The sequence below is a fragment of the Sphingomonas plantiphila genome (assembly GCF_046000505.1).
Taxonomy (GTDB): Bacteria; Pseudomonadota; Alphaproteobacteria; order Sphingomonadales; family Sphingomonadaceae; genus Sphingomonas; species Sphingomonas plantiphila.
Map to the genome: position 1 here is coordinate 2,159,269 of NZ_JBELQC010000001.1, position 22,539 is coordinate 2,181,807.

Below are 22,539 nucleotides of genomic sequence, written 5' to 3' on the forward strand. Positions count from 1 at the left end.
ACGCGCGGGTCAGGGTAGCGGACGGTCGCGGGTCACCGGGCGGGCGGCGATGCCGAGTGCCGGGGCGAGTTTCGCCATCGCGTGCTCGGCGAGCGCGCGGGCGGTGGTGATCTTGCCCCCGAAGATCGAGAGGATCGGCGCGGCGTCCGCATCGAGTTCTAGGTGATAGTCGCGGGTGACCGTCCGCGCCTCGCCCGCGCCATCGTCGTGCAGCGCGCGGATGCCGGACCACGTGCCGGTGACGGTCTCCGGTGCGATCTGGTCCCGGAAATAGCGGTTCGCCGCTGCGCAGAGATAGGCGATCTCCGCAGGGTCGATGCCCGCGTCTTCGGGCCGGTCGACCGGAACGTCGGTGGTGCCGATCATGGTCTGGCCCTGCCACGGCGCAGCGAAGACGACGCGGCGGTCGGGCTGTTGCAGGATATAGGCGTGGTCGCCCTGCCACAGCGGCGGGACCGTGATGTGGCTGCCCTTGACCAGCCGCAGGCCGCTGTCGGTGCGGATGTCCAGCGTGGCGAGCACCTGCTTCACCCACGGGCCGGCGGCATTGACGACCGCACGGGTGGCGACGCTGCGACCGTCGGACAGCGCGACCTTCCAGCCCTTTCCTTCGCGCTGAGCGCCGGTGACGGCGACCCCGGTTTCGATCCGCGCGCCGTTCGCGGTCGCGTCGGCGGCGTTGGCGCGGGTTAGGGCGACGTCGTCGACCTGCGCGTCCCAGTAGAGAAAGCCGCTGCTGTCAGGCCGCAGCGGGGCGAGGCGCGGATCCTCGCGGCGCAGCGCACGTGAGCGCGGGAGCGAGGACCCGATCCCGAGCGCGTCGTAGAGATACAGGCCCGCACGCACCATCCACCAGGGGCGGACGGCATGCGCGTGGGGGAGGACGAACGCCATCGGCCGGATCAGCTGAGGCGCAGTGGCGAGCATCCGTTCGCGCTCGACCAGCGCTTCGCGCACCAGCCGGAACTCATAGGTTTCGAGATAGCGGAGCCCGCCATGGATCAGCTTGCTCGATGCCGATGAGGTGTGGGCGGCGAGATCGTCCTTCTCGACCAGCAGGACGCCGAGCCCCAGCAGCGCCGCTTCACGCGCGATGGCGCAGCCGTTGATGCCGCCGCCGACGATCAGGATGTCATAGGTCACGCACGGCAGTGTAGAGGCTCGCGCGCGGTGGATCGACCGCTTTTGTCCCGCTGGGCGGCCTCCCGCCTGTAAGCGCTATTCGACGTCGAAGAATTCGACGATGCCCGAGCCGATATGATATTCGGCGCCGACGATCTTGAGCTTGCCAGCGCGGCGGGGCGCGGCGAGCAGGCGCTGGTGCGGCGCGCGCAGGTCGTGCACCACATGATGCACATTTTCCCGGATCGAGTTTTCGACCAGATCGCCGACGATGCCGTGCGCGGTGTGCACGGCGGGGACGATCGGTTCGACCATCGCGCCCAGGCTGCCGGGTAGCTTGGCGTCCTTGTCGACGACCTCGATCGCGGCCTTGACCGCACCGCACGAGCTATGGCCGAGCACGACGATCAGCGGCACGCCGAGATGCGCGATCGAATATTCGATGCTGCCCATCGCCTGCGGGTTGGCGACCGTGCTGCCCGCGTTGCGCACGACGAACAGCTGGCCCACGCCGGTTTCGAAAATCTGTTCGGGCGCGGCGCGGCTGTCCGAACAGCAGACGATCGTCGCGAACGGGCGCTGCCCGGCGAGAAAGGCGCGGCGCTGGCCATCGTTCAGGCCATAGTTGAACGCGCGGCCCATGGTGAACGCCTGGTTGCCCTTCTTCAACGTCGCGAGCGCAGCGTCGGGGGTGATCGCCGAGCCGGCATGGCCGCTCTCGGCGGCAACGAGCGGGCGGGTGGCGAGCGCGGCGCCACCGGCAGCGGCGGCGGCAAAGAAATGGCGACGAGTAAGAGACATGGCGCGGATCTCGGGATGATGGAGCGTTGGTGCTTCATAGATCGCCGCGAGACGGGTCCGGTGTCGGGCGGCAGGTTTTTTGCGCGCGCCGCGGCCGATTGGACTTGGCCGCGATGCGCACTATCTTGAGGGCCAATGACAAAACAGAACAAAGCAAAGAACAGGCCCGCACCGGGCATGCCGACACGGCAGCAGATCATCGATTTCATCACCTCTTCGAACACGCCGGCGGGTAAGCGCGAAATCGCGCGCGCCTTCGGCCTGTCGGGGCAGGAGAAGATCGCGCTCAAGGCGCTGCTCAAGGACATGAGCGACGAGGGGCTGATCGACGCTGCCCCAGGTCGCGCCTTTCACAAGATGGGCGGGGTGCCCAAGGTGACCGTGCTGCGCGTGGTCGAGGCCGATGGCGACACCGTATGGGCGGTGCCCGAACGCTGGGAGGCCGAGGGCATTCCGGTGCCGCGGCTGCGTGTTCGCGAAAAGCGCGGGCCGGGCGGCGCGCTGGGCGTCGGCGATCGCATCCTCGCGCGCACCGAAGAAGCCGGGAAGGGCTGGGTCGCGCACCCGATGAAGAAGCTCGCCAAGGGCGATGCGGCGGTGCTCGGCGTGGTCCACGAAGAGGGCGGGCGGCTGTATCTGCAGGGGCTCGACAAGAAGGAGCGCGCCAGCCCGGTGATTTCGGAGCGCAACGGGGCCGAACCCGGCGACCTGGTGATGGCGGAAGTTACGGGCAAGGGCCCACGGCTGTTCGCCAAGGTCACCGAAATCCTGGGCGATCCGTTCGCGCCGCGCAGCTTCTCGCTCATCGCGATCCACAAGCATGAGATCCCGCACATCTTTTCCGAAGAATTGCTTGCCGAAGCCGAGCGGGTGGCGAAGCAGCCGCTGGGCGACGGTCGCGAGGATCTGACCGACCTGCCGATTGTCGCGATCGACCCGGCGGACGCGCGTGACCATGACGATTCGGTGTGGGCGACGCCCGACGATGACCCGAAGAACAAGGGCGGGTGGAAGGCGGTCGTCGCGATCGCCGACGTCAGCTTCTATGTCCGCCCCGGATCGCTGCTCGACCGCGAGGCGCGCAAGCGGGGCAACAGCGTCTATTTCCCCGACCGCGTCGTACCGATGCTGCCCGAGATCCTGTCGGCGGATGTGTGTTCGCTCAAGGAAGGTGTCGAGCGCGCGGCGATGGCGTGCCACATGCGCATCTCCGCCGATGGCGAGATCAGGGACTGGCGCTTCACCCGTGCGGTGGTGAAGCTGGCGGCGAATATCGCGTACGAGGACGCGCAGGCGGCGATCGACGGAGCGAGCGACCATCCGCTGACCGAAACCGCGCTGCGCCCGCTCTGGGATTGCTGGGCAGCGCTGGGCAAGGCGCGGGCGAAGCGCGAGCCGCTCGACCTCGACCTGCCCGAACGGCGCATCGTGCTCGACGAGAAGGGGCGTATCCTCTCGGTCGCACCGCGCGAGCGGCTCGATGCGCACAAGCTGATCGAGGATTACATGATCGCCGCCAACGTCGCGGCGGCCAAGGCGCTCGAGAAGAAGAAGGCGCCGGTGATGTACCGCATCCACGAGCCGCCGAGCCGAGAGAAGCTGGTCGCGCTCAAGGACTATCTCAAGACGCTCGATGTCGCCTTCACCTTGGGGCAGGTGATCCGGCCCAAGACGTTCAACCATGTCATCGAGCGGACCAAGGACGCCGATTTCCACGGCGATGTGATGACGCAGGTGCTGCGCACGCAGACCCAGGCCTATTACGGGCCGCAGAACGCCGGGCATTTCGGGCTGGCGCTGGGCAGCTACGCGCATTTCACCTCGCCGATCCGCCGCTATGCCGACCTCGTCGTCCACCGCGCGCTGACCGAGGCGTTCAAGCTGGGGCCGGGCGGCGAACTGCCGGCGGACAAGGATATGGAGCGGACAGGGGAGCTGATCAGCAAGCTCGAGCGTCGCGCGATGGAGGCCGAGCGCGACACGGTCGATCGCTATGTCGCCGCCTATCTCGCCACCCATGTCGGCGAGGTGCTGGATGCCAAGATCACCGGCGTGCAGAGTTTCGGCTTCTTCGCGACGGTCGAGGGGATCGGCGGCGACGGGCTGGTTCCCGCGCGCGATCTCGGCCGCGAATATTTCCGCTATGACGAGGCGGGACAACGGCTGGTCGGCGAGCAGACCGGCGAGGCGTTCGCGCTGGGCCAGCGGCTGAAACTGCGGCTGGCCGAGGCGAACCCCGTGTCGGGCGCGCTGCGCTTCGAACTGCCCGACGGCAAGGGCAGCGGATCGGGTCCGGGCGGCGAGGGCGACGGCCGCCGCAAGGGTGGACCGCCGCGCCCGCTGCACCGGCGCGGGCGGCCGGCGAACATCCGGCATCAGGGCAAGAAGCGCTAGCTCCCGCCGCGGCTGGCCTGCCATGCCGCCGCGACCATCAGTTGCGCGGCTTCGGTGCGCTTGCGGGCGAGGGCGACATCGCTGGCACTCGCCCGCGCGGCATCGCCGACGAACCGTGCCGAGGTGCGCGCGGCGAGCGCGATGCGCGCCGGAGTGAGTGCGGCACCCGCTCGGCCCGACCGCAGCAGCGCGCGGGCAAATGGCTCGGCGACGTCGAGCGATTGCGGACTGTCGACGCCATAGATGCGCGTGCTGGTCGCGAGCCGCTCGCCGAACAGCTTCGTCCCTTCGTCCTTGCCCTGCATCGTCAGATTGGATGCGAGCGCAAGCAGCGCTTCGCGGCGATATTCGCCCTCCCACGGGATCATGTCGTTCTGTTCGATCTTCCTGAGCAACAGGCGCCGGATCGGTTCGGCCTGCGCGGCGCGGCCCTGGCGTTCGAGCAGATGGGCGAGCCGCGCGCGGACGAAGACATTGGGGTCGTTGAACGCCGCGGCGATGTTCATCTTCTCGTCGCTGTCGCCGAGCGTCAGTGCTTCGCGAACCAGCGCCTCCGCCTCCGCCAGCGCGCCCGACGCCTCGACGGTTTCGGCGCGGGTCAGGATATAGAACATGCGCCGCCACGCATTCACGTCCGCCGCCGCGCGCACCTTTGCGAGACCGTCCCCGGTGAAAGAGGATGCTTCCGCCGTGAGGCCGCGCGCGAGCAGGGTGCGGGCAATGCCGGAAAAGGCGTTACGCACGTCCTCATCGTCATAGACGCCGTGGCGGACGCCGAGGTCCCAGATACGGCGGTAGAGCAGTTCGGCCTCGGCCGCGCGGTTCTGCGCTTCGACCGCCGCGCCGAGATCGACGACATAGCCGACCGCCCAGCCCGATTCCGGCCCCCAGCGCTTTTCCGCCGCCGCGAGAAGCTCGATCACGATCGCTTCCGACCGCGCCGGTTCCCCGCTGGTCAGATAGAGGTTGGCGAGCGCCGCCCCGGCATTCTGTCGCTTGAGATCGTCGACGGCGAGCTGCTGGCGATAGACCGGATAGACGCGTTCGTAGATGGCGAGCGTGGCGGCGTTGCCGGTGCCGGTATAGCCGGCAAGATCGGCCAGCTTGTCGGCAACCGCGCGCGAGATCGTCGGGGAGGGTGGTTCGCGCAGCGCGGTCTGCACGGCGCGGATGCCGGCGTCGATCTCTCCGGCCGAGAACATCAGCGCGATCTCGACGTCCTCGGGCGGCGCGCCGGGCTTGCGCGCCTTGGCATAGGCGGCGCGTGCGCCGGCGACGTCTCCGCTCGTGCTCAGGAACGCGCCCTGCACGCGGTAGAGTGCCCGGACGGCGTCGGGCGCGCGCCCGCCCGGTCGGTCGAAGGTGGCGAGCGCGAAGTTCGTCAGGCGGACCGCGCGCGGCTTGTCCTCGCCGCCCCAGCTCTGAACGCTGAGCGCGCGTTCGCTCATGTCCTTGGCGAAGGCGGCTTCGAAAGCCGGATCGGGGGCGGCGATGAAGGGCGCGATGAATGCCTTGGCGCGGTCCAGCTCGCCCGCCAGGACGAGGCCGTAGGTCATGAAGAACAGGTCGTCGATATCGTCGGGTTCGACCGGTCCGGTCTCGCTTGTTCGGCCCGCCGCGCCCTTCATGCGATAGGCCGAGGTGAGCCAGGCCCAGCGCGCGAAGGCCGCGAAATCGCGCGCCTTCATCGCGGCGGAGCGTGCGGCGAGCCAGCGCGAATAGACGTCGAACTGGGTGGCGCCTTCGAGCTTTGCGACGTCGTCGGCCGGGCCGGCGAGCGCGAGCGCCTGCGTCACCAGCGGCAATGCTTCGGCACGGCGACCGGCGATCAGCTGCTCGGTGGCCTGGATCAGCAGCGTATCGGCGCGGGCCTGATCCTGCGCGGTCAGCGTCGGAGGTGCCGGCGGCGGCGCGTCCTGCGCGGCGGCGGGGAGGGCGAGGAGCAGCGACAGGGCAAGGGCGGTGGTGCGCATCGGGTTCCTTCCGGCAGCCTGTGTCGCATCGCCCGGCGGGGTCGGCAACGGTTGAAATCGGGCGGGGGGCACCGAATCCTCCCCCGCCAGGGGGAGGTGGCAGCGAAGCTGACGGAGGGGGCGGAAAGGTATCGGCCCGAAACATGCGTTCGAGCCCGTCCTCCCCCTCCGTCGCCTGCGGCGCCACCTCCCCCTTGCGGGGGAGGATTACATACGGCTCAGATCGCCTGACCGGCTGCCCAGCCGCTCGACCACGCCCATTGGAAATTATAGCCGCCGAGCCAGCCGGTGACGTCGACGGCTTCACCGATGGCATAGAGGCCAGGGACGGTGCGGGCTTCCATCGTTTGCGACGAGAGGTCGGCGGTGCTGATGCCGCCGATGGTTACCTCGGCCTTGGCGAAGCCTTCCGTCCCGTTGGGGTGGAAGGTCCAGGCGGCCAGCGCGCGTTCGGCTTCGGCGAGGCGCTTGTCGGCGGTGTTGGCGAGTTCGGTGTCGAGCGCGAGTTGGTCGGCGAGCGTGTCGGCGAGGCGGTTTGGGAGCGCGTCACCGAGTAGCTTGCGCACGGTGGTGCGCGGGGCGGTGCGCTTCGCCTCGGTCAGCCAGCCGGGCGCGCGGTCGGGGAGGAAGTCGATCGCGACCGGCTGGCCGTGGCGCCAGTAGGAGCTGATCTGGAGGATCGCGGGGCCGGAGAGGCCACGATGGGTGAAGAGCGCGGCTTCGCGAAAGCTGGTCTTCCCGGCGCGGGCCGCAACCGGGGCGGCGACGCCGGAGAGTTCGCGGAACAGCACTTCGTCGCCACCGAGCGTGAGCGGGACGAGCGCGGGGCGCGGCTCGACCACCTTGAGCCCGAACTTGCGGGCAAGGTCATAGGCGAAGCCGGTGGCGCCCATTTTAGGGATCGACGGCCCGCCGGTGGCGATGACCAGTGCGGGGGCGGTGGCCTGACGTTCGCCCCAGGTGACGGTGTAGCTGGCGTCGGAATGGGTGACGTCGCGGATGGCGTGGCCGAGCGCGATCTCGACATCGCCAGCTTCGCATTCGGCGAGCAGCATCGCGACGATCTGCTTGGCGCTGCCGTCGCAGAACAGCTGGCCGAGCGTCTTTTCGTGCCACGCGATGCCGTGCCGGTCGACCAGCGCGATGAAATCATGCTGGGTGTAGCGGCGCAGCGCGGACTTGGCGAAATGGGGGTTGGCGGACAGGTAGCGGTCGGGTGTTATACCCAGATTGGTGAAATTGCACCGGCCGCCGCCGGAGATCAGGATTTTCTTTCCGACCTGTTCCGCGTGATCGATCAGCAGGACCCGGCGCCCGCGCTGGCCAGCGATGAACGCGCACATCAGGCCGGCTGCGCCTGCGCCGAGGATGATCGCGTCGTAGGGAGTGGGGGTGGACAGGGCGGCGCTTTCAAACTTTTGTCACCCCGGCCCTGTGCCGGGGTCCACCGGGCGGCAGGCGCGAAGCGAGAGGCTCAAGCGCCGGATGTGCGGCACAGCGGACCCCGGCACAAGGCCGGGGTGACGACCAGGGATATGGGAAGTGGAAGTGCTACCGCAGCTTCGCGATCGACAGGCCGTCTTCCTTGGCGCGCGCCTTCACCGATTCCTCGCTGCGGGTCAGCGCCTTGGCGATGGCCTTGAGCGCCATGCCCTTCTTGGCCAGCGTGTGCAGCTTCTGGATTTCGTCCTGCCGCCAGGGTTGGCGGTGACGTTCGAATTTTCCCTCCGCCATGATTATGCGTAGGGTGGGTTGTGGCGGCCGGTGGGGCTCTGCGTGAAGATTTCGCAGCCGGTCTCGGTGATGCCGATCGAATGTTCGAACTGCGCCGAGAGCGAGCGGTCGCGGGTGACCGCGGTCCAGCCATCGTCGAGCAGCTTCACGTCGGGGCGGCCGATGTTGATCATCGGCTCGATCGTGAAGAACATGCCGGGCTTCAGCTCCGGCCCGGTGCCGGGGCGGCCGACATGGACGACTTCGGGCGCGTCGTGGAACACGCGGCCAAGGCCGTGGCCGCAGAAGTCGCGCACGACGCCATAGCGGTGCTTTTCGGCATGGCGCTGAATCGCGTGGCCGATATCGCCCATGGTGTTGCCGGGCTTGGCCATTTCGATGCCGATCATCAGGCACTCATAGGTCACGTCGACCAGCCGCCTGGCCTTCAACGGGACGTCACCGACCAGGTACATGCGGCTGGTGTCGCCATGCCAGCCGTCGAGTAACGGGGTCACGTCGATATTGACGATGTCGCCATCCTTGAGCGTGCGATCGCCGGGAATGCCGTGGCACACGACATGGTTCACGCTGATGCAGCAGCTGTGCGTATAGCCGCGATATCCGAGCGTGGCAGGGACCGCGCCACCGTCGAACGTCATGCGGCGCACGATGTCGTCGAGTTCGGCGGTGGTCACGCCGGGCACCACGTGCGGCACCAGCGCGTCGAGGATTTCGGCGGCAAGGCGCCCGGCGGCGCGCATCCCGGCGAACCCGTCGGGGCCATAGAGCTTGATCGCTCCGTCGCGGGCGAAATTGGTGTCGGCGGTTACGGCAACATAGTCGGTCATCGCGAACATATAGGCGAAATGTCCGCGCTTTGCGAGGGCGCGGGTCGACGCTATGGCATTCGCCATGAGCGAACGTATTTGGACAGCGGGACTGGTCGTCATCGGCGACGAGATCCTCTCGGGCCGGACCCAGGACAAGAATGTCGCGCAGATCGCGCTGTGGCTCAACGTTCAGGGCATTCGCCTGTCCGAAGTGCGCGTGGTCCCCGATGTGCAGGAGCGCATCGTCGAGGCGGTGAACGCGGTCCGCACCGGCTATGACTATTGCTTCACGACCGGCGGGATTGGACCCACGCATGACGACATCACCGTCGACGCGATCGCCGCGGCGCTGGGCGTGCCGGTCGTCGTCCATCCGCAGGCGCGCGCGGTGCTGGAGAAACACTATGAAACGCGCGGCGGGCTGACCGAGGCGCGGCTGCGCATGGCGCGCGTGCCGGAGGGCGCGGACCTGATCGTCAATCGCATGTCAGGGGCGCCCGGGATTCGCATCGGCAATGTCCTGATCCTTGCCGGGGTGCCGTCGATCACCGCGGGCATGCTCGATGCGCTGACCGGCACGCTGGAGGGCGGCCGGCCGGTGGTGAGCGGGACGCTCGGCTGCTGGGTCGCGGAGAGCGAGATCGCCGATCTGCTGCGCGCGACCGAAAAGGCGCATGCCGGGGTCGCGATCGGCAGCTACCCCTTTTTCCGCGAGGGCACGACCGGGGCGAATTTCGTCGTCCGGGCGACCGACCAGTCGCTGGTCGATGCCTGTATCGCCGACCTGACCCAGCGGCTTGCGGAAACCGGCCGCGAGGTGGTTGCGGGCGGAATCTAGCGCGCAGGTCTTCGTTCCGACTTTCCTTTTATCGATAAGCGATATATCGTTTATCGATAAATAGGGGACTCGGATATGGCTGGAGACAGGTTGTTGATCGCTGCGCGATGGGCGGTGCGCCTGCTCGCCTGGGCCAATGTCGCATGCGCGATCGGCTTCCTCGTCGCCCTCATCGCCAGCGTGCCGTTCGGATCGATGATCGAAGCCCGGCTGGTCGCGAAATATGGCGCCGGCTTCGACGTGGCGACCCTCGTCACGATCCTGCGGCTGATGCTCGCGCTCGGCATCGCCGCCAGCCTCGCGCTCTGGATCATCCTCGACCGGTTGTCGCGCATGTTGAAGACAGTCGAGGCCGGCGACCCGTTCGTGCGGGCCAATGCCCGACGGTTGCAAGCGATCGGCTGGGCGCTGCTGGCGCTGCAGTTCGTCGAGCTCGGCTTTGGCGGACTCGTGCGCTGGCTCGACGCGCTGGGCGCAGACAGTGGTGCCGGGTGGCAGCCATCGGTGATGGGGTGGATCGCAGTCCTGCTCGTCTTCGTCCTGGCGCGAATTTTCGCGGTGGGAAGCGCGATGCGCGACGATCTCGAAGGAACGGTCTGACCATGCCGGTCATCGTCACCCTCGACGAAGCGCTCCACCGCCGTCGCATGACCCTCACCGATCTGTCGGAACAGGTCGGAATCACGCTCGCCAACCTGTCGGTGCTCAAGACCGGGAAGGCGAAGGCGATCCGCTTTTCGACGCTGGAGGCCATTTGCGAGGCGCTGGACTGTCAGCCCGGCGACATTTTGACGTTCACGGACGCAGGGGAACAACCATGATCGCTGCCTTGAAGACTGTGTTCGGGGGCTCGGCGCGTTACGCATGGGCCTGTCCCCTGCTGTTCGCGGTGCCGTTGCTCGCCGAGTTCGCCCAGCATGTCGTCGAGGTGCACCTTGGCCTGTATGAAAGCGTCGCTCAGGCAAAGGCGCTGGAGGGCCATCCGCTGCGCATGGGGTTCGGCTATATCAAGGTCATCGCGCTGGTCCTGACCGGATATTGGGCGGTGCGCTTCCTCGGCTTTGGCAATTCTGCACGGGCGGCGCGCCGGATCGATCCGGTCGCGCTGCGCCTGTATGGCTGGGTCGTCGCCTGGGGCCTGTTCTGGCTGGCGGTGAACATGGCGCCAGGCTGGTTCGTGACCGACCAGACCGCGCTGATGTCGATCACGCTAGCCTTGATGGTGTTCGGAACAGCGTTCGAGATCTGCCTAAGCGGGTGGAAGGCGGCAGCGGCGATGGGCAATCCGCGGATCGGATTCCTTCGATCCATCACGATGATCCGCGGCAGCTTCTGGTGGGCGGTGGGGGTGTTTCTCCTGACGATCATGCCGCTGATGATTGCGCATTATGCGGCATTCGCGCTGGCATTGGGGGCGGGGCCGGTCCGGATGTGGACGGTGATGGTGCTCGATTCGGTCCTCACCGCCTATCTGGGCGTGGTGATCGCGGCGAATGTATATGTGGTCGGGCGACGCATGGCGGAGCGCCATGGCGAGACGCTGGCCCCGGCCTGAGGATAGCGCCGAGAAAGCGGCTTTCGCGTTCGATGCTGTACCGATAGCATCGCGCACAATCGATCTGATGAGGGGATGATCATGACGATGAAGCGATGGGTGACGGCGGTCGCGCTCGCCGGGGCGGCGCTGCCGCTCGGGCTGGCGGCGATGCCAGCGGCGGCGCAAGAGGCGCCGGCAAGGCTGAAGGTCGAGACGCAGTATTTCACGCTCGACAACGGGCTGCGCGTCGTGCTGGCCAAGGATACGATCAGCCCGACCGTGACCGTCGGCGTCTATTACGGCATCGGGTTCCGCGTCGAGCCGCGTGAGCGCACCGGCTTTGCGCATCTGTTCGAGCATCTGCTGTTCCAGGGATCGAAGAACGCGCCAAAGGGCGTGCATATCAGCACGATCAGCAATGCCGGCGGCGTGCTCAACGGTTCGACCCGCTTCGACTTCACCAACTATTTCGAGGTCGTCCCCTCGAACGCACTGGAGCGCATGCTGTGGCTCGAGGCCGATCGAATGTCCGCGCCGGTGATCAACGACGAGGTGCTGAAGAACCAGCAGGGCGTCGTCGGCAACGAGGTGAAGGTCAACGTCCTCAACCAGCCCTACAGCACCTGGCCGTGGATCGACCTGCCAATGCTGGCCAACACCAACTGGTACAACAGCCATAACTTCTACGGCGAGCTGAAGGAGATCGAGGCGGCGACCGTGGCCGATGCCAAGACCTTCTTCGACGCCTTCTACAAGCCGTCCAATGCGGTTCTAGTGGTCGCGGGCGACATCGATTATGCGCAGACCCGCGCGATGGTGCAGAAATATTTCGGCTGGATGCCGAAGGCGCCGCCAGTCGCGCTTCCCGATATCAGCGAACCGCGCCAGACGGCGGAGAAGTTCCGTGCGCGTACTGACCGGCTGGCGCCCAAGCCGGGCTGGGCGGCGGGTTACCATGTCCCCGCGCGCGGCACGCCCGAATGGTATGCGATGGGCCTGATCGACCAGATGCTGGTCAAGGGGCAGGACAGCCGCCTCTATCGCAAGCTGGTTGCCGAGACCGGCATCGCTGGGGAAGTCAGCGGGGGCATCAATTATCCGCTGGGCAACATGTTCAACTATCATGGGCCGATGCTGTGGAGCTTCAACTTCACGCATGACGCCAATCGAAGCCGCGACGAGATCAAGATGGCGGTGGACGCGGTGATCGAGGATTTGCGCACCAGGCCGGTCGGCAAGGAGGAACTGGAGCGTGCGCGCACCAAGATGCGTTCCTCGCTCTATTCGACGATCGACGGGACAGGGCGGATCGGCCTGATCGACCTGCTCGCCGTCTATGCGCTGTTCGACAACGATCCGAACCGCGTCAACACGCTCGACGACGGCTTCGCCAAGGTGACGCCGGAGCTGATCCAGAAGACTGCGCAGGAATATCTGCGCCCCACCAACCGGTCGATCTACGTCATCGATCCCGGCGCGGCCCAGCCCGCCGCCGCCGCCGCCCAGCAAGGAGGCAAGTGAGATGCGCCGCCTGATCGCCAGCCTGACGGCTGCCGCCCTGCTCGCCGCGCCGGTTGCCGGTGTCGCGGCGCAGGAGCTTCCCTCCACGCCCCCACCGATCCCCGCGCCCAAGTCGTTCAAGATGCCGGCGAGCGAGACCTATACGCTCGCGAACGGGATGAAGGTGACGCTGATCCCCTATGGTGTCGCGCCCAAGGCGGTGGTTTCGCTCCAGGTCTATGCGGGGGGAATCAACGAAGGGCCGGATACCTGGCTCGCCGGGCTGACGCTCGACATGATGCGCGAGGGTGCGGCAGGCATGACCGCAGCGCAGATCGCGCAGAAGGCCGCGGATATGGGCGGCGGTCTCGGCACGGGGGCAGGGGCCACCAGCTCCGGCGTGTCGATCAATGTACTGTCCGAGCGGACGCCCGATGCCATTGCACTGGTCGCCGATGTCGCGCAGCGGCCGAGCTTTCCCGAGAGCGAACTGGCGCGGGTCAAGGCCAACTGGAATCGTCGGCTGGCAATCGGCCTGACGCAGCCGGGTACGCTCGCCAATGCCGCGATCACGCGCGCTTATTATGGTGCGGATCACCCCTATGGTCGCGTCCTGCCCACGCCCGAGCAGTTCGGCGCCTATAGCGCCGCCCAGCTCAAGGCCTGGCATGCCGCCAATTTCGGGGCGAAGCGATCGCACCTCTACATCGCCGGCCGGTTCGACGCGAAAGCGGTGAAGGCGGCGGTGGAGAAGGCGTTCGGCGGCTGGGCCGCGGGGCCGGAGCGCGAACTGATCCCCGTCGATCCCAAGGCCGGGCCGAAGGTGTTGCTCGTCGACCGGCCCGGCGCGCCCCAGTCGACGATCAACCTGATGTTCCCCGCGCCCGATGCCGGGGACAAAGAGGATATCCCGACGCGGGTGATGAATGCGCTGTTGGGCGGGTCGTTCAGCTCACGCATCACGCGGAATATTCGCGAGGAAAAGGGGTATACCTATTCGCCGGGATCGGGGGTCAGCCAGCTGCCGACCAATGCGGTGTGGACGTTCAACGCGGACGTCACCACCGCCGCGACCGGCGCGTCGCTGATCGAGGTGTTCAAGGAGATCCGCACGCTCCAGCAGACGCCCCCGGGCGACGAGGAAGCGGCCGGGATGCGGCAATATATGGCGGGACTGTTCGTCATCACCAATTCCACCGCAGGCACGCTGGTGAACACGCTGGCTACGCGCGATTCACTGGGCCTGCCCCGCGACTGGGTCGACAACTATGTCCCGGCGACGCTCGCCGTCACCCCGGCGCAGATGAGCGAGGCGGCCCGCCGCCTTCCGCTCGAGAAGATGACGCTGGTGGTGGTCGGCGATCTGAAAGTGATCACTCCGCAGCTACAGGCCGTACCCGAGTTGAAGGGAATCAAGTTCGAGACGGTCACTGTTCCCTGAACAACTATTCAGGAAGTAACTAGTCAGGGAAAGGGGGCGTCGAAAGTCGCCCCTCTTTTCATTTCGTCTCCAGAATGGATATTCACTTGGGCGACCGAAGTAAACAATTTGCCGCAATTGTGAGGCCCGATTGCGACGAATCGCAGGTTCCACTTGTTGAACCCCCGTTATGACCCACACACCACATCATGCGCACCCCGCGCTTCGCCGGGCCGCGGCGCTGCTTCTCGCCGCCGCCGCCTTCCCCTCAACAGCCCTTGCGCAGGAAACGGTAACGCCACCCACGGTGATGGTACCGAGCCAGCCTGCGCCAGCCCCAGCGCCCGCACCGGTCACACCGCCGCGCGTGCAGGTGCCAACCGCCACGACCTCCAGCCAAACGACGTCCGGCGAATCGCGGACCACGATCGCGCCCGGCGTCGTCGAACAGGCCGAGCAGGAGGCACGCCAGCGCGCCGCCGCGCGTCAGGCAGAGGCGCGTGCTGCCCGGACCACGCGCGCCGCAGGCCAGCCCGCGCGTGCGCCGGCATCGGCTCCGGCGGCCGCTTCGGCCCCCGCTGCCGACGCGGCGCCGACAGCCGAAGCAGCGCCGGTGACGCCGCCGACTGAAACGGCGCCGGCGGAGCCCGTACTGGAAGCGGCTCCCGCCGCGCCACCGGTCGCCGACGTCGCGCCTGCGCCCGTCGAGCAGCCCGCCACTGGCGGCACGATGTGGCTGATTCTGGCCGCACTGGGCGGCGTCGCCGTGCTGGTCGCGGGAGCGATGATGCTCCGCCGCCGCCGCGAGGACGCGCCCTATATTGAGGAAGAGGTCGCGGTCGCCGCCCCGGTGAGCGAACGCCCGGTCGACCCTGTAACTGTGACCGAGCGCGCGATCGTCGCGCCGCCTGTCGAAGCGCCGATCGAACGGCCGATCGCCGATCCGGTCGCTGCCACGCCGGTGCTGGCGGGCTTCACGCCGCCGCGTGCCGACCCTGTCGCGGCGCCGAGCGCAGCGGTGAAGAAAACCGCCGTGTCCGAGCGTACGGCACTAGAGCATGCCGAGTTCACCGACGCTGACCCCGCCGATGTCGCGGCGGTGCTGGGCGGTGCGAGCCCCGCTGGCCAGCGCCCGCAGCTCGAACTGGCCATGCGACCGATCCGGGCCGGCATGAGCCGCCGTGGCGCGATGGTCGGGTTCGAGCTGACCGTCGCCAATGCCGGCGGCGTCGCCGCGGACGATGTCCGGATCGGCGCATTCATGCTGGGCGAGAATGCCGCGCGTGAGACGGAGATCGAGCGTCTGCTGGTCAGTCCGCCGGTCGACTCGATCCTTCCCGCCGATCGGATCGCGCCGGGCGACGGCACGACGCTCGAGGCTTCGGTCACCATGTCGCGCGACGAGGTCGACGGGATCGCCGATGGCGAGGACAGCTTCACCCCGGTGCTGGTCGCCGATGCGCGCTATCGTCTCCCGGACGGTCGCGAGGGGCGTACCGCCGCGGCGTTCAAGATCGGTCGCGTCAATGGTGGCGAACATCTGGTCCCGATCGCGATCCAGGACGATCCGTCGATGTATGTCGATATCGAGGCCGAACTGGTCGGGGTACCGGCCAAGGTCTGATCACGCTCCCGCCATCCCGGCATTGCGCCGGGATGGCTTAATCCCGGGCGGCCGCGCGCATTTTTTGATGCGCGGGGCCGCCCTTCTCATGCTAACGCGCCCCGCGTGACTGCGTTGACTCTCCGCGCGACGACCGCGCTGACCTCCTTCCTGCTCCTTGCGGCTCCGGCGACAGCCCAGAACAGCCAGGCGCCCGTGATCATCACGCCGCCGATCGGCGATTTCGATCTGCAGCCGCGCGGCGCGACCCCGACACCATCGCCGCGGCCGGTCGCATCGCCGAGCCCGACACAGCGCCCCGGACCGAGTCCGACGCCCGCCCCACGTCCAACGGCATCGCCCACCCCGACGCGGAGCCAGGCGCGGCCCACGCCAGTCCCGACGCCAGCCGCGACGCCGAGCCGGGCCGTTCCATCGCCCGGCGCCCCGTTGCCGTCGTCAGCGCCCCCCGTGCAGCTCGATCCGATCCCGACCCTGTCGCCGATCCCTTCCGCGCCTGCGGTGGAGAGTACGCTTAGCCCGGACATCGCCGCGGCGCCCACTGCCCAGGCCCCGGGGTGGCTGTGGCCGCTTCTGGGCGGGGCCGGGCTGTTGCTGGCGGGGCTGGCTGGCGGCTGGTGGATGGCCAATCGGGCGCGACGGCGCGAGGAGGAGGAAACCGAGAAAGTGGCGCTGGCGCCTGCTGCGGTCGTCGTGCCGCCACCGACCCCCGGCCCGCCGGCGCGCACATCGCCAACCGGCCCGGTTCCCGCGGCGCCCGCATCCCCGGCACCTGCCGCGCGTGTGCCGCCGCCGCCGCCCGCGCAACCGGGAACGCCGGCGGCGCCGGTCGCCCCGCCCCCCGGGCCGCTGGTCATGGAAATCCGGCCCCTGCGTGCGGCGATCCGCGACGGGCTGGTGAGCGTGGAACTGGAACTCTACATCCAGAATCGCGGGCGCGAATCCGCCGACAATGTCCGTGCGGTGCTGGCGCTGCTGGGCGCGAACGCCGAGCAGGATGCGCAGATCGCCGCATTTCACGGCGCGGCGCGGATGGCGCCCGGGTCGGAACCGTTCAGCATCGCGTCGGGCGGGATCCACATGCTCAAGGCGCAGGTCAGCCTGCCGGGCGACCAGATGCGGGTGGTCACCGTGCAGGGCAAGCCGATGTTCGTGCCGATCGTGCCGGTCGCGCTCAAATGGTATTCGGGCCTGTCGATCCGCACGCTGCGCGACGCGTTCATGGTGGGGACGGTCCCCGCGCCGGGCAGCGACCGGCTGGGGCCGCTATGGGTCGAGCGTGCAGCCGAGGGGTTCGGGCGGCTGGCGGCGAAGCGCTACGTGCCGACGGTTGCCGCCGGAACCTAGCGCACCACGGCGATCAGCAGCGCGACGATCGCTACGCCGGCAATCAGCAGAACGACCATCATCCTGCTGAGATTTCCAAGGGCGCGAGCCGGAAATGCCTCTTCGAGCAGCGGACTGTCGGGCGTGATCGTCGCGGGATCGACGCCGGTTTCCTGCGTGAGGGCGGTCGCGAACCGACCCCATGTCTCGGGAGCGAGCGCGACGTCCGGCGGAAGGCAGGCTTGGAGCGCGCGGAACACGTCGCCAGCGGTCTGCCACGTCGCGGCGTAGGCATAGTCGAGCGTGACCCCGAAGGTCATCTCGACCTCGTCGATCGCCGCGATTTCGTCGCTGTCGCCGCCAAGGCCGACGCTGACCGGCTTGCTCTCATCCATCGGTGCGCAGCGCTATCAGTTCGAGCCGCGACCGCAAACGAAAAGGGGGCGGCCCGTTGCCGGACCGCCCCCTTCATAAGCTGCAGGTGCAGCCGCGAGATTACTTGATCTCGACGGTCGCGCCGGCTTCCTCGAGCTGCTTCTTGAGCTTCTCGGCTTCGTCCTTGCTCACGCCTTCCTTGACGGGCTTCGGCGCGCCTTCGACGAGCGCCTTGGCTTCGGTCAGGCCGAGCTGCGTGATCGCGCGGACTTCCTTGATGACGTTGATCTTCTTGCCACCGTCGCCGGTGAGGATCACGTCGAACTCGGTCTTCTCTTCGGCAGCCGGAGCAGCCGCACCGGCGCCGCCGGCAGCCGCAACGGCGACCGGAGCAGCGGCGCTGACGCCCCACTTTTCTTCGAGAAGCTTCGAGAGCTCAGCGGCCTCGAGGACGGTCAGTTCCGACAGCTGGTCAACAAGAGCGTTCAGGTCAGCCATTTGATATTCCCTTCAAAAATTCAGATTGGTTCGAAAAAGTCGCAAATGAACGCGGCCTCAGGCTGCGTCCTTCTCCGCATAGGCATTGAACACGCGGGCGAGCTGCGCCGCGGGTGCCTGGGTGATCGCTGCGAGCTTCGATGCCGGGGCCTGAAGCAGGCCGACAATCTTGCCACGCAGTTCGTCGAGCGAAGGCAGCGATGCGAGCGCCTTCACGCCGTCCGCGTCGAGCAGTTGGCTTCCCATCGCGCCGCCGACGATCTCGATCTTGTCGGTCGTCTTGGCGAAATCCGACACCACCTTGGCGGCGGCGACCGGATCGGTCGAATAGGAAAGCGCCGTCGGACCCGTCAGCAGGTCCGCGAGCACCGAATAATCGGTGCCGTCGATCGCGATCTTGGCAAGGCGGTTCTTCGCGACCTTGTAGCTCGCACCGGCTTCGCGCGCCTTGTTGCGGAGGTCCGTCGACTGCTTGACGGTCATCCCGAGGTTGCGGGTGACGACCACCACTGCAACTTCGCCAAAGGTGCGGTTCAGCTCGGCAACGGCTTCGGTCTTCTGAGCACGATCCATGCCGGTCTCCTCAAAATACCCCGATCCAGGCGGATCGGAGCCGGTTACGCCGGAGGTCGGGCGGATGCCCGGCCCCCTCGTCCGAGGGGCATGATCGTCAGGGCCAGATGGCTCCGGCGGGCTGACCCGGACGCTCCGCAGCGCGGAAACGGCCGGTAAAATCCGTGTCCCCGTCTTGGCAGGACATTAAGACCGGCATATTCCGGTCACCTGCTGTCTCGGACGGTACGCGCGCAGGTTCCCCCGCGACGCGAAGGCGCGCTCATAGCGGCTGGGCCGCAGGAGTCAAGCTGCCTGCGGCCCCGCGCCGGCGTTACTGGACGGGCGCGACGGTGTTGCCGACGGACTCGCTGCGATCGACGCGCGCGGTCATGCCGACCGATTCCGCGTCGTCGATGATCTGCTCTTCATCGGGGAGCGGGGCTGCGGCGATGGGCGTCGGGGTCGCGCTGGGGGTCGGGGTCGGTTCGGGTTCGGCGAAATTCTCGATCGGCGCTTCCTCGATCACGTCGACATCGTTGGTCGTCTCGTTGACGGGCGCCGGAGCCTCGTCGCTGCCCGAACAGGCGGCAAGGGCGGCGCTGGCGAGCAGCGTGGCGGTGAGGGCGGTAATGCGACGGTTCATGCGTGGTCCCCTTGGTTCAGCGTGCGGCGGACTGGGCCTGGGTGGCCGAGCGCGCCTCGATCTTCGAGGCGAGCGCCTTGTCCCAGTTATACGGATCGCCGCGGAAATTCATCGTGCCGTTCGAACTGCCATAGGCAGTCCAGTAGAGCAGGTAGACCGCGACCTGCTTCTGCAGCGGGACGCGCGTGGTCTCCCCCTCGGCGACCGTCTCCGCGATCTTTTCCGGGGTCCATTCAGGGTCGCCCTGGAGCAGCAAATTGGCAAGGTCTTCCGGGCGTTCGAGGCGGATGCAGCCATGGCTGGCGAGCCGGTCGAAGCGCGAGAAGGTCCCCTTGGTCGGGGTATCGTGCAGATAGACGGCGAAGGGATTGTTGAAGTCGAACTTGAACTTGCCCAGCGCCGAATGCGACGGCTGTTGCTGCAGGCGGCGGCCGGCGCCGGTGCCGATCACCTTGAACCCGTTGCGGGCGAGATAGGCCGAGCCCTTGGGGAAGAGCTCGCGCGCGGCGATGCCGGCCGGGACGTTCCAGGGCGGATTGACCACGATCGAATGGATGTTCGACGCCAGCATCGGCGTCTCGCCGCCGCCGGGCTTTCCGGTGACGCCGCGCATCGACATGACCGGGCGATCGCCCTCGAACACCGCGACGCTGGCTGAGGCGATGTTTACCTGCACCCGGTCGGTCGGCATCGTCTTGGGCATCCAGCGCCAGCGTTCCATGTTCGCCATGATCTGGCGGATGCGCTGCTCCACCGGCACGTTGAGTGCGCCGAGCGTGCCGCTCGACACGGTGCCGGTGGGGTTCAGGCCGTAGCGGCGCTGGGCGCGGATCACCGCTTCCTTGAGTTCGGCGTCGAAGGAGGTGCCGAGCCGGGCGACGTCGTCGTCCTCGACCGCGAGCCGCGCGCGCAGGGCGGTGACGCGCGCGCCGGTGGCGCCAACGCTCATATCGGGTCCGGCGGGGATCGCGCTCCAGCCGCCGGCCGCCTCGATCAGGCGGTAGCGGGCGAGGCCGTCGCGCAACGTCTCATAGCCGGCATAGGGCGGGGCGAGATCGCGGAACCACGCCGCCAGCCGGTTCTCGGCCAGCGCGCGGGTGAAACCGGGCAGCGGATCCCAGTCGGCGGGACGCAGCGCCCAATCCTCCTGGAAGTCGGACGGGTCGAGCCGTCCGATATGGATCGCGCGCGCATAATCGAGCGCGGCGCGCACGAGGCCGGCATCGTCGGCGGGCAGGATTTCGGCCGCGGCGGAGGAATAGCGCAGTCCCTGGCCGATGCGGCCCTGGACGATGATGCGGCGCAGCTGGTCGGCCTGGTCGGGCGTGACCGTAGGAAGCGGCAGCGCGACGGGCTGGATCTGGAGCGGCGCGGGGGTCGCGGACGGAGCAGGGGTCGGCGCAGCGGTCTGCGCCGAAGCGGGCAGGGTGGCGCCAAGTGCGAGGGAGGCGGCAGCGGCGTGCAGCCCGGATCGTCCGAACATCGAGAGCATTTTCCTTCTCACCGGTCTGGTGATGATAGGGGCGGCCACGGCGAATGTCACCCGCCGAGCGCCCGGTTCAACTTGCTGCGGTCAGCTTCGTACCGACCACCCCGACTACCACGAGCGCCATGAATGCCGCCTGCACCGGCGACACGCGGTCGCCGAACAGGATCATGCCGCCGATGATGACGCCGACCGCGCCGAGGCCGGTCCAGATCGCATAGGCGGTGCCGGCCGGAATGTCGCGCATCGCCAGCGCGAGCAGTGCCATATTGACGAAGCTGAGCACGACCGGGACCGCCGACGCCTGCCAGGTGCCGACAGTCGCGGCCCATTTGAGGCTGAGCGCCCAGATGATTTCGGTGACGACGGCGATGCCGAGGATGAGCCACGCCATGTGGACCTCCATAAGTCGGGCTCGTGGGGGAACGGCGCGCGGGCCGGAAACCCGTAAGAGGCGGCGCGCCGGACCGGGCGGACCCGGTGTTCGCCGCGCATCTGGCCGCTCGGCGTGGCGGGGTCAAGCCGGAGCGGCTATCCGGGCGTCGGTCCAGGCGAGGATATCGGCCAGCACCTCTTCCTTGCCGATATCGGCGAGGAGGTCGTGATAATGGCCCTCATAGAGTTTGAGCGTCTTGTCGACGGAGCCGGCATGATCGTGGAAGAAGCGGCTGCCGGCCGGGAGGGTCGCATGATCCTGCGTCCCGTGGATGATCAGCAGGGGCAGGGTCAGCGTGTCGAACGAAGCCTCGAGCCGCTTGTCTGCCTTCCACATCTCGCCCACCGTCTTCGCCGGCTGGGTCTCGTTCGCGATCAGCGGATCGGCGTCCATCATCGCGACATGCGCGGGATCGCGCGAGAAATCGGCATTTTTGAGCTTCAGCACGCCGAGACGCGGGAACGGGCCGCTGAGCCATTGCAGCAGGTTGAGCACCAGGCGCGGCGCGGGGACGCGGAAGGCGAAGCTGTGGCAGATCAGGCCGGCGAGCGCGCCCTGATGCCGCAGCGCATAGCTGGTTGCGACGACGCCGCCCGCGCTGTGGCCGATCAGGAAGACCGGCAGGCCGGGGTGGTCGGCGCGCGCGCGATCGAATGCGAGCTGCAGATCGGCGAGATATTCGTCGAAATCGTCGACGAAGAAGCGTTCGCCGTCCGATTTTCCCCGGCCACGCAGATCGACCGCATAACAGGCATAGCCCGCCGCGCTGAACCGGAACGCCGCCCAGGCCATGTGCCCGCCATGCGCGTTGAACCCGTGCTGGAGCAGCATGACCGCGCGTGCGGCGCCGGTGGCGGGCCAGATGTGAAGGTTGATGCCGGTACCGTCGGGGTGGGTGATCCGCTCTTCGCTCATGCGCGCCTCCGCTGAAGCGACGCGCATGCTATCACGGCTGCGCAACGATCACGATTGCATTGTGGGTAAGCGTCAGCGCGCGAGCCGGACGAGCAGTTCGTCGAGCGCGGACAGGAAGCGCGACCGATCTTCCTTGCGAAACGGGGGCGGTCCGCCGATCTGGTCGCCGCCCGCGCGCAGGTCTGCCATGATCGCGCGCGTGGCGATCGCCGCGCCGATCGAACTGGTGGTGAACGGCTTCCCATTGGGTGCCAGGACGCTCGCGCCCGCCTTGAGACAGCGGTCGGCGAGGAGGATGTCGGCGGTGATGACGACGGTGTTCGAGCCCGCGCGTTCGGCGATCCAGTCGTCGGCGGCGTCGAACCCGTCGGAGACGATCTCGCGGGCGATCAGCGGGTGATCGGGGATGCGGATGAAGCTGTTGGCGACGATGGTGACGGGCACCGCGCGGCGCCAGGCGACCTTGTAGATCTCGTCCTTTACGGGGCAGGCGTCGGCGTCGACGAGGATTTGGAGCGGTGCGGTCATGGCCTTATCCCTCCTTCGTCAC

23 protein-coding genes are annotated in these 22,539 nt (G+C 67.9%); 9 read left to right on the forward strand and 14 right to left on the reverse strand.

The annotated features are described in order from the left end of the window. Window positions 1–9: 9 nt before the first annotated feature. Together glpD and ABS767_RS10235 are read right to left on the reverse strand one after the other, a co-directional pair. Window positions 10–1,143 (reverse strand): glycerol-3-phosphate dehydrogenase, encoded by a 1,134-nt coding sequence (gene glpD / locus ABS767_RS10230; protein ID WP_408078253.1) that lies wholly within the window; start codon window positions 1,141–1,143, stop codon window positions 10–12. Window positions 1,144–1,218: 75 nt separating this feature from the next. Further along, a complete protein-coding gene (locus ABS767_RS10235; RefSeq protein ID WP_408078254.1) occupies window positions 1,219–1,923 on the reverse strand; it encodes a carbonic anhydrase in 705 nt (234 codons plus the stop codon). Between the two features lie 177 nt (window positions 1,924–2,100). On the opposite strand from ABS767_RS10235, the gene rnr reads away from it, so the two are divergent. Further along, a complete protein-coding gene (gene rnr / locus ABS767_RS10240; protein ID WP_408078255.1) occupies window positions 2,101–4,317 on the forward strand; it encodes a ribonuclease R in 2,217 nt (738 codons plus the stop codon). Here rnr and ABS767_RS10245 read toward each other — a convergent pair. The 4 genes from ABS767_RS10245 to map all read right to left on the reverse strand — a co-directional run bounded on the left by ABS767_RS10245 (window position 4,314) and on the right by map (window position 8,854). After that, on the reverse strand, window positions 4,314–6,290 hold the full coding sequence (locus ABS767_RS10245; protein ID WP_408078256.1) for a hypothetical protein: 1,977 nt from the start codon (window positions 6,288–6,290) through the stop codon (window positions 4,314–4,316). The two genes, rnr and ABS767_RS10245, sit on opposite strands and share 4 nt — an antisense overlap. Window positions 6,291–6,508: 218 nt before the next feature. Continuing rightward, the gene (locus ABS767_RS10250; protein ID WP_408078681.1) at window positions 6,509–7,690 is read right to left on the reverse strand and encodes a BaiN/RdsA family NAD(P)/FAD-dependent oxidoreductase; all 1,182 of its coding nucleotides are present in this window, start codon (window positions 7,688–7,690) and stop codon (window positions 6,509–6,511) included. 151 nt (window positions 7,691–7,841) lie between these two features. Then, on the reverse strand, window positions 7,842–8,024 hold the full coding sequence (locus ABS767_RS10255) for a hypothetical protein (RefSeq protein WP_408078257.1): 183 nt from the start codon (window positions 8,022–8,024) through the stop codon (window positions 7,842–7,844). 2 nt (window positions 8,025–8,026) lie between these two features. Further along, on the reverse strand, window positions 8,027–8,854 hold the full coding sequence (gene map / locus ABS767_RS10260) for a type I methionyl aminopeptidase (RefSeq protein WP_408078258.1): 828 nt from the start codon (window positions 8,852–8,854) through the stop codon (window positions 8,027–8,029). Window positions 8,855–8,918: 64 nt separating this feature from the next. Between map and ABS767_RS10265 the strand changes: the two genes are divergently transcribed. From ABS767_RS10265 to ABS767_RS10300, 8 genes are all read left to right on the forward strand, one after another. Continuing rightward, window positions 8,919–9,674, forward strand: coding sequence for a competence/damage-inducible protein A (locus ABS767_RS10265; RefSeq protein WP_408078259.1), 756 nt, complete (start codon window positions 8,919–8,921; stop codon window positions 9,672–9,674). Between the two features lie 93 nt (window positions 9,675–9,767). Further along, the gene (locus ABS767_RS10270; RefSeq protein WP_408078260.1) at window positions 9,768–10,274 is read left to right on the forward strand and encodes a DUF2975 domain-containing protein; all 507 of its coding nucleotides are present in this window, start codon (window positions 9,768–9,770) and stop codon (window positions 10,272–10,274) included. Window positions 10,275–10,276: 2 nt separating this feature from the next. Continuing rightward, window positions 10,277–10,495 carry a helix-turn-helix domain-containing protein gene (locus tag ABS767_RS10275; RefSeq protein ID WP_408078261.1) on the forward strand — a complete coding sequence of 73 codons (219 nt, stop codon included), beginning with the start codon at window positions 10,277–10,279 and terminating at the stop codon, window positions 10,493–10,495. Further along, a complete protein-coding gene (locus tag ABS767_RS10280) occupies window positions 10,492–11,229 on the forward strand; it encodes a hypothetical protein (protein WP_408078262.1) in 738 nt (245 codons plus the stop codon). The genes ABS767_RS10275 and ABS767_RS10280 overlap by 4 nt, the downstream gene beginning before the upstream one ends. An 81-nt stretch (window positions 11,230–11,310) precedes the next feature. Next, window positions 11,311–12,732 (forward strand): M16 family metallopeptidase, encoded by a 1,422-nt coding sequence (locus ABS767_RS10285; RefSeq protein ID WP_408078263.1) that lies wholly within the window; start codon window positions 11,311–11,313, stop codon window positions 12,730–12,732. Window position 12,733: 1 nt separating this feature from the next. Beyond that, window positions 12,734–14,152, forward strand: coding sequence for a M16 family metallopeptidase (locus ABS767_RS10290; protein ID WP_408078264.1), 1,419 nt, complete (start codon window positions 12,734–12,736; stop codon window positions 14,150–14,152). Between the two features lie 169 nt (window positions 14,153–14,321). After that, on the forward strand, window positions 14,322–15,755 hold the full coding sequence (locus ABS767_RS10295; RefSeq protein ID WP_408078265.1) for an LPXTG cell wall anchor domain-containing protein: 1,434 nt from the start codon (window positions 14,322–14,324) through the stop codon (window positions 15,753–15,755). 450 nt (window positions 15,756–16,205) lie between these two features. Further along, a complete protein-coding gene (locus ABS767_RS10300; RefSeq protein WP_408078266.1) occupies window positions 16,206–17,102 on the forward strand; it encodes a hypothetical protein in 897 nt (298 codons plus the stop codon). Here the strand turns inward: ABS767_RS10300 and ABS767_RS10305 are convergent. The 8 genes from ABS767_RS10305 to ABS767_RS10340 form a co-directional block, all read right to left on the reverse strand. Beyond that, window positions 17,099–17,476: a hypothetical protein gene (locus tag ABS767_RS10305; protein ID WP_408078267.1), complete on the reverse strand. Its 378-nt coding sequence runs from the start codon at window positions 17,474–17,476 to the stop codon at window positions 17,099–17,101. The genes ABS767_RS10300 and ABS767_RS10305 overlap by 4 nt on opposite strands. 100 nt (window positions 17,477–17,576) lie before the next feature. Further along, window positions 17,577–17,954 carry a 50S ribosomal protein L7/L12 gene (rplL, locus tag ABS767_RS10310; protein ID WP_145846227.1) on the reverse strand — a complete coding sequence of 126 codons (378 nt, stop codon included), beginning with the start codon at window positions 17,952–17,954 and terminating at the stop codon, window positions 17,577–17,579. Window positions 17,955–18,011: 57 nt separating this feature from the next. After that, a complete protein-coding gene (gene rplJ, locus ABS767_RS10315) occupies window positions 18,012–18,527 on the reverse strand; it encodes a 50S ribosomal protein L10 (protein WP_408078268.1) in 516 nt (171 codons plus the stop codon). Window positions 18,528–18,840: 313 nt separating this feature from the next. Next, entirely contained in the window at window positions 18,841–19,152 is a 312-nt protein-coding gene (locus ABS767_RS10320) for a hypothetical protein (protein ID WP_408078269.1), read from the reverse strand. 16 nt (window positions 19,153–19,168) lie between these two features. After that, the gene (locus ABS767_RS10325) at window positions 19,169–20,635 is read right to left on the reverse strand and encodes a L,D-transpeptidase family protein (RefSeq protein WP_408078270.1); all 1,467 of its coding nucleotides are present in this window, start codon (window positions 20,633–20,635) and stop codon (window positions 19,169–19,171) included. Window positions 20,636–20,711: 76 nt separating this feature from the next. Further along, window positions 20,712–21,032, reverse strand: coding sequence for a DMT family transporter (locus tag ABS767_RS10330; protein WP_408078271.1), 321 nt, complete (start codon window positions 21,030–21,032; stop codon window positions 20,712–20,714). Between the two features lie 123 nt (window positions 21,033–21,155). Then, entirely contained in the window at window positions 21,156–21,989 is an 834-nt protein-coding gene (locus ABS767_RS10335) for an alpha/beta hydrolase (RefSeq protein ID WP_408078272.1), read from the reverse strand. 72 nt (window positions 21,990–22,061) lie between these two features. Continuing rightward, window positions 22,062–22,517 carry a YaiI/YqxD family protein gene (locus ABS767_RS10340; protein WP_408078273.1) on the reverse strand — a complete coding sequence of 152 codons (456 nt, stop codon included), beginning with the start codon at window positions 22,515–22,517 and terminating at the stop codon, window positions 22,062–22,064. Window positions 22,518–22,539: the final 22 nt, after the last annotated feature.

Bases quoted from the DNA above. Each gene is read 5' to 3' on its own strand.
- ABS767_RS10235 (WP_408078254.1), bottom strand. From the start codon at position 1,923: ATGTCTCTTACTCGTCGCCATTTCTTTGCCGCCGCCGCTGCCGGTGGC.
- rnr (WP_408078255.1), top strand. From the start codon at position 2,101: ATGCCGACACGGCAGCAGATCATCGATTTCATCACCTCTTCGAACACG.
- ABS767_RS10245 (WP_408078256.1), bottom strand. From the start codon at position 6,290: ATGCGCACCACCGCCCTTGCCCTGTCGCTGCTCCTCGCCCTCCCCGCC.
- ABS767_RS10255 (WP_408078257.1), bottom strand. From the start codon at position 8,024: ATGGCGGAGGGAAAATTCGAACGTCACCGCCAACCCTGGCGGCAGGAC.
- map (WP_408078258.1), bottom strand. From the start codon at position 8,854: ATGACCGACTATGTTGCCGTAACCGCCGACACCAATTTCGCCCGCGAC.
- ABS767_RS10265 (WP_408078259.1), top strand. From the start codon at position 8,919: ATGAGCGAACGTATTTGGACAGCGGGACTGGTCGTCATCGGCGACGAG.
- ABS767_RS10275 (WP_408078261.1), top strand. From the start codon at position 10,277: ATGCCGGTCATCGTCACCCTCGACGAAGCGCTCCACCGCCGTCGCATG.
- ABS767_RS10280 (WP_408078262.1), top strand. From the start codon at position 10,492: ATGATCGCTGCCTTGAAGACTGTGTTCGGGGGCTCGGCGCGTTACGCA.
- ABS767_RS10285 (WP_408078263.1), top strand. From the start codon at position 11,311: ATGACGATGAAGCGATGGGTGACGGCGGTCGCGCTCGCCGGGGCGGCG.
- ABS767_RS10290 (WP_408078264.1), top strand. From the start codon at position 12,734: ATGCGCCGCCTGATCGCCAGCCTGACGGCTGCCGCCCTGCTCGCCGCG.
- ABS767_RS10295 (WP_408078265.1), top strand. From the start codon at position 14,322: ATGACCCACACACCACATCATGCGCACCCCGCGCTTCGCCGGGCCGCG.
- ABS767_RS10305 (WP_408078267.1), bottom strand. From the start codon at position 17,476: ATGGATGAGAGCAAGCCGGTCAGCGTCGGCCTTGGCGGCGACAGCGAC.
- rplL (WP_145846227.1), bottom strand. From the start codon at position 17,954: ATGGCTGACCTGAACGCTCTTGTTGACCAGCTGTCGGAACTGACCGTC.
- rplJ (WP_408078268.1), bottom strand. From the start codon at position 18,527: ATGGATCGTGCTCAGAAGACCGAAGCCGTTGCCGAGCTGAACCGCACC.
- ABS767_RS10320 (WP_408078269.1), bottom strand. From the start codon at position 19,152: ATGAACCGTCGCATTACCGCCCTCACCGCCACGCTGCTCGCCAGCGCC.
- ABS767_RS10325 (WP_408078270.1), bottom strand. From the start codon at position 20,635: ATGTTCGGACGATCCGGGCTGCACGCCGCTGCCGCCTCCCTCGCACTT.
- ABS767_RS10330 (WP_408078271.1), bottom strand. From the start codon at position 21,032: ATGGCGTGGCTCATCCTCGGCATCGCCGTCGTCACCGAAATCATCTGG.
- ABS767_RS10335 (WP_408078272.1), bottom strand. From the start codon at position 21,989: ATGAGCGAAGAGCGGATCACCCACCCCGACGGTACCGGCATCAACCTT.
- ABS767_RS10340 (WP_408078273.1), bottom strand. From the start codon at position 22,517: ATGACCGCACCGCTCCAAATCCTCGTCGACGCCGACGCCTGCCCCGTA.